At 38.3% G+C, this 6,579-nt stretch carries 6 protein-coding genes; 3 read left to right on the plus strand and 3 right to left on the minus strand.

Features of this window, described 5'->3' with window-relative positions:
• Positions 1 to 25: 25 nt before the first annotated feature.
• Entirely contained in the window at positions 26 to 3,883 is a 3,858-nt protein-coding gene (gene hrpA / locus J536_RS17310) for an ATP-dependent RNA helicase HrpA (protein ID WP_032063470.1), read from the minus strand.
• Between the two features lie 352 nt (positions 3,884 to 4,235).
• Here hrpA and ahpC point away from each other — a divergent pair, with 352 nt between their 5' ends.
• A complete protein-coding gene (gene ahpC, locus J536_RS17315; RefSeq protein ID WP_003652649.1) occupies positions 4,236 to 4,799 on the plus strand; it encodes an alkyl hydroperoxide reductase subunit C in 564 nt (187 codons plus the stop codon).
• Positions 4,800 to 4,993: 194 nt separating this feature from the next.
• Positions 4,994 to 5,209, plus strand: a complete 216-nt coding sequence (locus J536_RS17320; RefSeq protein WP_002119898.1) for a KTSC domain-containing protein — start codon at positions 4,994 to 4,996, stop codon at positions 5,207 to 5,209.
• A gap of 65 nt (positions 5,210 to 5,274) precedes the next feature.
• On the opposite strand, the gene J536_RS17325 is transcribed toward J536_RS17320, so the two are convergent.
• A complete protein-coding gene (locus J536_RS17325) occupies positions 5,275 to 5,862 on the minus strand; it encodes an O-methyltransferase (protein WP_002119940.1) in 588 nt (195 codons plus the stop codon).
• Positions 5,863 to 5,907: 45 nt separating this feature from the next.
• Positions 5,908 to 6,126, minus strand: a complete 219-nt coding sequence (locus J536_RS17330) for a DUF1653 domain-containing protein (protein ID WP_002119929.1) — start codon at positions 6,124 to 6,126, stop codon at positions 5,908 to 5,910.
• A gap of 256 nt (positions 6,127 to 6,382) precedes the next feature.
• On the opposite strand from J536_RS17330, the gene J536_RS17335 reads away from it, so the two are divergent.
• Positions 6,383 to 6,579: hypothetical protein (locus tag J536_RS17335; RefSeq protein WP_032063471.1), on the plus strand; the 197-nt coding region annotated here is incomplete at its 3' end.

A 6,579-nucleotide genomic window follows, 5' to 3' on the forward strand; every position in this document is an offset into this window, starting at 1 on the left:
CAGCATAAACAGACCCCGATCTATCTTAACTGATTCCCAAACGATCCCATAACTTTTGCAGTCGAGTTGGCGAAATAGGCATCTTGGTTTTCGTCGGTTGAGAAAATAAAGAAATGCGGAATTCTTCCAACATCAAATACAATTCTTTGATTTTTGGATCGTTTTTGAATTTAAATACCTTGTCCATCCATGGATCGACATCGTCAATTGCAGCATGATCTCGCTGTAGATTATTTGGCAATCGATCTAAACGCAATAGCAGTGCTTTTAAATAACGCGGGTATTCCTGCCAAAGATCGACTGGTTGACAGTAAACAAAATTGCCAAGTGACATTAAATCTAACTGATCTTCAATATCATCAATACTGCGTCCAAATACGTCTGGATCAAGTACTAAAAGCTGACGACGAATTTGTTGCCACTGAATATAAATATCACTTAATTGCTCAAGTGCTTGCTGACCATAACTCAAAAATTGCTTTTTGACCTGATCTAGCAGCTTATTAAATTCATCAGCGTTAATTGGCAAAGTCGTAATTGCCATCTGCAACGTTGCATAGACCAACATCTGCTCAAGCTTAGCTTTATCGCCCAAAGGTGAATAAGCCAATGCGAGCGGTTTTGAAATCTGCTTTTTCAACTGGCGGACCAAGTCACCCAGTTGCATATGTACCAGACGAATAATACCTTCGCGGTGCTGTTTAATCGCCTCAGCTTGATCGTTAAACGTTTGAATAACAATGCCTGACTCATCTTTAGCTTCGAGGTCAGCAAAAGCCTTGGTCGGAACTAAAGCCTGATATTGTTTAACTACAACGCCCGTGACTTTATGAGAAGCCTCAAAAGTAAAGTTTTCAGGAAAGTCTTTAAACTCGCCTTTTTGCTGTTTAACTGGACGATGTGTTTCCACTCGGCAACGTGCTTTTAACTCAGGTAAATCACGACCTTTCGCAATAAGCTTGCCTTTTTCATCAATCACTTTAATGAAAGGCACCAGATATGGATCAATACGTTCAAACGAGAAATCTTTTTCGGTAATTTGCTCACCACGTAAGGCAAAAGCTAAATAACTAAAAATATGTTCACGTAAATGTACTGCATCAACCCCTTGCATGAGCTTACGAGCTGTATCAGGAATTGGCACCACATTACGACGCTTGTCTTTAGGTAAAGCTTTGAGTAAAGCCTCAATTAAATCTTGGCGCCAACCCGGAATTCCCCATGACCAAATATTTTCATCCACTTGAGGTAAAGCCTGTACAGGAATTTGAACAGTAGCACCATCTTCGTCATGGCTCGGGTCAAAATGATATGTAGTTGCTAAACGCAGCTGCCCATTGTGTAAATGATCTGGGAATTGCTGTGTTGTTGGTCGGTCATTGAGCCAGAGCGCATCATCCTCAATAAATAAATAACGAGGATTATTTGCTTCTACTGTCGCACGCCAGTCTTCAAAACTACGGCGGCTCGCAATTTCTTCCGGAATCTTAGAAGCATAAAACTGATAAATCGTTTCTTCATCCACCACTAAATCACGGCGACGCAATTTATCTTCAACTCGCTCTACTTCTTCAAGCTTAAGTAAATTGTGTTTTAAAAATGGCGGAATCGTACCCAAGTTACCCGTGGTTAATGCATCACGTAAGAAAATCTCATGGGCAGCAGGTTGGTCAACTTTCTCAAAATTAATTAACCGCTTTGGCTCAATAATTAAACCAAACAGGGAAATTTGTGCATATGCATTTACGATTCCCGCTTTCTTAGACCAATGTGGCTCGAAATAGTGATATTTCAACAAGTCGCGTGCAGCAAGTAAAATCCATTCGGGATCAATTTTGGCTAAAGTACGTAAGTACACTTGAGAGGTTTCGACCATCTCAAAAGCCATCACCCAAGAGGTATTGGTTTTATGCAAAGTGCTCGCAGGGAAAACTTTAGCCTTTTGCTGACGCACTGCCATAAAGGTATTTCGTTCATCAGTTTTATTGGCAATGAACGATAATAAACCTGTCAGCAATGCACGATGCAAGTTTTCATAATTCGCAGGTTTTTCATTAAAACTGAGTTTTAAGCCTTCGGCTAACTCAACCAATTGCCGGTGTGTCTGTTTCCATTCACGTAAACGCAACCAGCTTAAGAAATGCTGCTTGGCAAATTGACGCCGTTTATTTTCAGACATTCCTGCTTCGCCTTTAGGATTTAAAGTCTCCCAAAGTTTCAAATAAAACAGAAAATCTGAATCAGCTTCTTTGAATAATGCATGCTTTTGGTCAGCTTGCATTTGTTTATCTGCTGGACGCTCACGCGGGTCCTGAACCGCTAAAGCACTTACCACAATTAAGATTTCTTTGAGTACGCCAAAATGAGCACCGCCCACGATCATACGTGCCAAACGTGGGTCAATTGGCATACGTGCCATCATTTGCCCGACTTTAGTCAGCTCATTTTTCTTCTCGTTAAGTGCGCCTAACTCAATCAGCAACTTACGACCATCATTTACAAGGCGGAAATCTGGCGGCTCAATAAAATCGAAGTTTTCTAACTCACCTAACCCTAAACTCTGCATTTGCAAAATAACAGATGCTAAGTTGGTTCTTTTAATTTCAGGTTCGGTAAATTCAGGACGACTTAAAAAGTCTTCTTCGCTATATAAACGGATACACACACCCGGAGCAATACGGCCACAACGCCCTTTACGCTGATTGGCTGCGGCTTGAGAAATTGCTTCAATTGGTAAGCGTTGTACACGTGAACGATAGTTATAACGCGATATACGAGCAAAACCGCTATCAATCACATAACGAATGTTTGGAACCGTAAGTGCAGTTTCGGCTACGTTGGTCGCAATAATAATACGACGGCCTTTTCCACCCGGACTAAAGATCTTCTGTTGTTCAGAAACAGCTAAACGCGCATACAAAGGTAAAATCTCGGTATGTCTTGGCCCGTACTTTTGTAAGGTTTCCTGCAACTCACGAATTTCTTGTTCTGTACTTGAAAAAATTAAAATGTCGGCATGTTCGGGGTGACCTTTTGCTTCTGCGTCAGCAAAGCATTCTTCTACTGCCTGTACGACTGCTCGAGGTAAGTTTTCTTCGAAATCATCAAACTCATCGTCATCACTTCCGCCAATATTCATTTCTGAAATTGGGCGATAAAGCACTTCGACAGGATAACTACGCCCTTCTACTTCAAAAATAGGTGCATCATTAAAGTAATTACTAAAGCGATTTACATCTAAAGTTGCCGAAGTCACAATAACTTTTAGATCTGGGCGTTTTGGCAGTAACTGCTTTAAATAGCCCATAATAAAATCGATATTGAGTGAGCGTTCATGCGCTTCATCAATAATGATCGTGTCATATTTAGACAAATAACGGTCATTACCTAACTCGGCAAGCAAAATACCGTCGGTCATTAACCGTACAATTGAATCTTGCGAACCTTGTTCATTAAAGCGGATTTTAAAACCAATAGACTCGCCAAGCTTTTCGCCGACTTCTTCTGCAATACGCTGAGAAACACTACGTGCAGCTAAACGACGTGGTTGGGTATGACCAATCATTCCCGTTAAGCCACGTCCCGCTAACATTGCAATCTGAGGAAGCTGTGTGGTTTTACCTGAACCTGTCTCACCTGCCACAATAATAACTTGATGCTTTTGAATCGCTTCAATTAAACGGTCAGCATATTGCGAAACAGGTAAATCCTGATTCAGTTTAATTTTAGGGAGACGTTCAAAACGCTGTCTAACTTTTGCATTAGACTGTTCAAATAATTTTTCAATCTCTGAAGTATCGGCTTTTTTATCTTTACGCAAACGATTTAAACGGTAACGATCTCTTGCCATCACCCATTGATCTATATTTAAACCATTCAGCACAGATAAATTTTCCTGAAAATACAACAATCCTCTATTTTACGCTTTAATGCTCTTCAGGTAAAACAGTTGGTTTTTTATATATTTTTAATTTTTTAAAATTTTACCCTTGAATTTTGACTAACGAGACTTCATGTTGTTAGGCAAGTTTCTTTTACGATAACTGTCATTTGATTTACATGTTTTTGCAGTCAAATCGAATACAGTGTTTGGGGACTTAAAAATCGTAAATTTATCACTTATTCGATTTTCCGATTTTAGTCATGTAAAAATACTATTTCCCCAATAAAGAATTTTTATTTATTCTACATCTCGTAAACAAGTTTAAATATAAACCTCAATCATGGAGACAATGATGAGCTTGATTAATACTGAAGTTAAACCATTCCAAGCAACTGCTTACCACAACGGCCAATTTGTTGAAGTTAACGAAACTAACCTTAAAGGTAAATGGTCTGTTGTATTCTTCTATCCAGCTGACTTCACTTTCGTTTGTCCAACTGAACTTGGTGACTTAGCTGACAACTACGCTGAATTCCAAAAACTTGGTGTTGAAATTTATGCTGTATCTACTGATACACACTTCACTCACAAAGCTTGGCACGACACTTCTGAAGAAATCAAAAAAATCCAATATCCATTAGTTGGTGACCCAACTTGGACTCTTTCTAAAAACTTCGACGTTCTTATCGAATCTGAAGGTTTAGCTGACCGTGGTACTTTCGTTATCGATCCAGAAGGTAAAATCCAAATCGTTGAACTCAACGCTGGTGGTATCGGCCGTGACGCATCTGAACTTCTTCGTAAAGTAAAAGCTGCTCAATACGTACACGCTCACCCAGGTGAAGTTTGCCCAGCTAAATGGAAAGAAGGCGAAGCTACTCTTGCTCCATCTATCGACCTAGTTGGTAAAATCTAATCTCTTATTAGATTTTAAAAACTCAAAGAACCATCCCTCATCGGATGGTTCTTTTGTTTTGAATAAGCACATCACATTTTCTACTGATACTTTTACAATTATGCCCTTCCCCATTACATGAAGTTTGAGTAATGTCGAATAAATAACCGATGTTTTTTGAGCTTAAGTAATATGAAATAAAAGGGGAAAAATTTATGACGAATACTGTGGCAGTCACTTCATGGAAATACAATGCGACTTCACGTCATCTAAAAATATTTTATAGCGATGGTTCAGGCGAACTTTATCATCCTGTACCAGAATTTATTTATGACAACTTATTACGATCAACAGACAAAGCTGCTTTTGTACATAAATATTTAGAATTCGACTTACACTTTACTCGCCTATCTTTAGTAAATGCTTCATAACATAATGAAATAAGGCCTGCTTTGAACAGGCCTTTATGAATGAATAAATCAGATTTTTAAATGGCTTACCTTGCCACTACAATGCATAAACCAGCGCCTACAGGCAAAATACTGCTCATAAAATTCTCATCTTTTTTAATTAAAGCTAAGAATGAACTGACTTCAGCCGCATGTGAAATAACATTATCAATAATGAGTACGCCACCTTTTGGCTTCATTAAACGTTTTAAATCTGGCCAATAATTCTCGTAAGCAGGTCGCTCAGCATCTAACAAAATAAAATCGAAAGTTTCCTGAGTTTCTTTTAGGTAATCGGCTGCATCTCCAACCCAAAAATCAACCAATTCATCTAATGCCAGTTCAGTCACATGGCGTTTAGCCTCATTACTACGATTGGCATCAATTTCAAGCGTGGTTACTTTTCCATGAGTAGCTTGTGCCGCCTCGGCAAGCCATAAAGTAGAATAACCTGTTGAAGTACCGATTTCTAAAATTGATTTGGCTTGCTGCATCCGAATAAATTGCGATAGTAATTTTGCAGACTCCGCCTCAATATTACGATACCGCAGCAAACGATCTGTCTGCTGCGCATCATGTCGTTTAAAGGTGTCATATAAATCGGCAACTCTTTGTAAGAAAAAAGTATTTGGCATATATTCACCCTTTAAAATCGTTATTTTATATAAAAGTCGTTTGCGTTAAGTGCTTTGAATTAACTTAAAACGCGGCACGATACTTCCATCAGCCATTTGCACCGTTTCAGTAAACATCTCTAGCGGACGTACCCAAGTTGAATAGTCACCATAAAGACACTGATAAACGACTAACTCTTCTTCAGTCTCGCTGTGTTTTGCTACAGAAAAAACTTGATAGAGATTACCTTTATAATGCTGATAAATGCCGCGTTGCAATGACATGAAAGTACCTTTTAATGTTATGACATAAAATCTTTACAGCCATATAACATATATAAATTTTTAAATACTTTCACTTTAAAACACTACAAAACATAAAAAAGAACATTTTAGAGATAAATTATTGATCTTACTTATTAATAGCCTCAATAATTCAAAAAACCGATTAAATCTATAAAAACATACTGTTTTACCTATTTTATGTTTTCACGTACTATGCATCTATTGAAAGAATTTGGATGCATTGGAGTAAAAACAGATGTTAGATCAAAACATTAAAACTCAATTAAAAGCTTATTTAGAACGTCTAGAAAGTCCAATCGAATTAGTTGCTGCTTTAGATGAATCAGATAAAGCGGCTCAAATTAAAGAGTTAGTGACAGAAATTGCTGAACTATCTGACCAAGTCACTGCCCGTTTTGACGGAAACAATACACGTCGTCCAAGCTTTGGTGT

It is taken from the genome of Acinetobacter sp. 809848 (assembly GCF_000581275.1).
GTDB lineage: Bacteria > Pseudomonadota > Gammaproteobacteria > Pseudomonadales > Moraxellaceae > Acinetobacter > Acinetobacter pittii.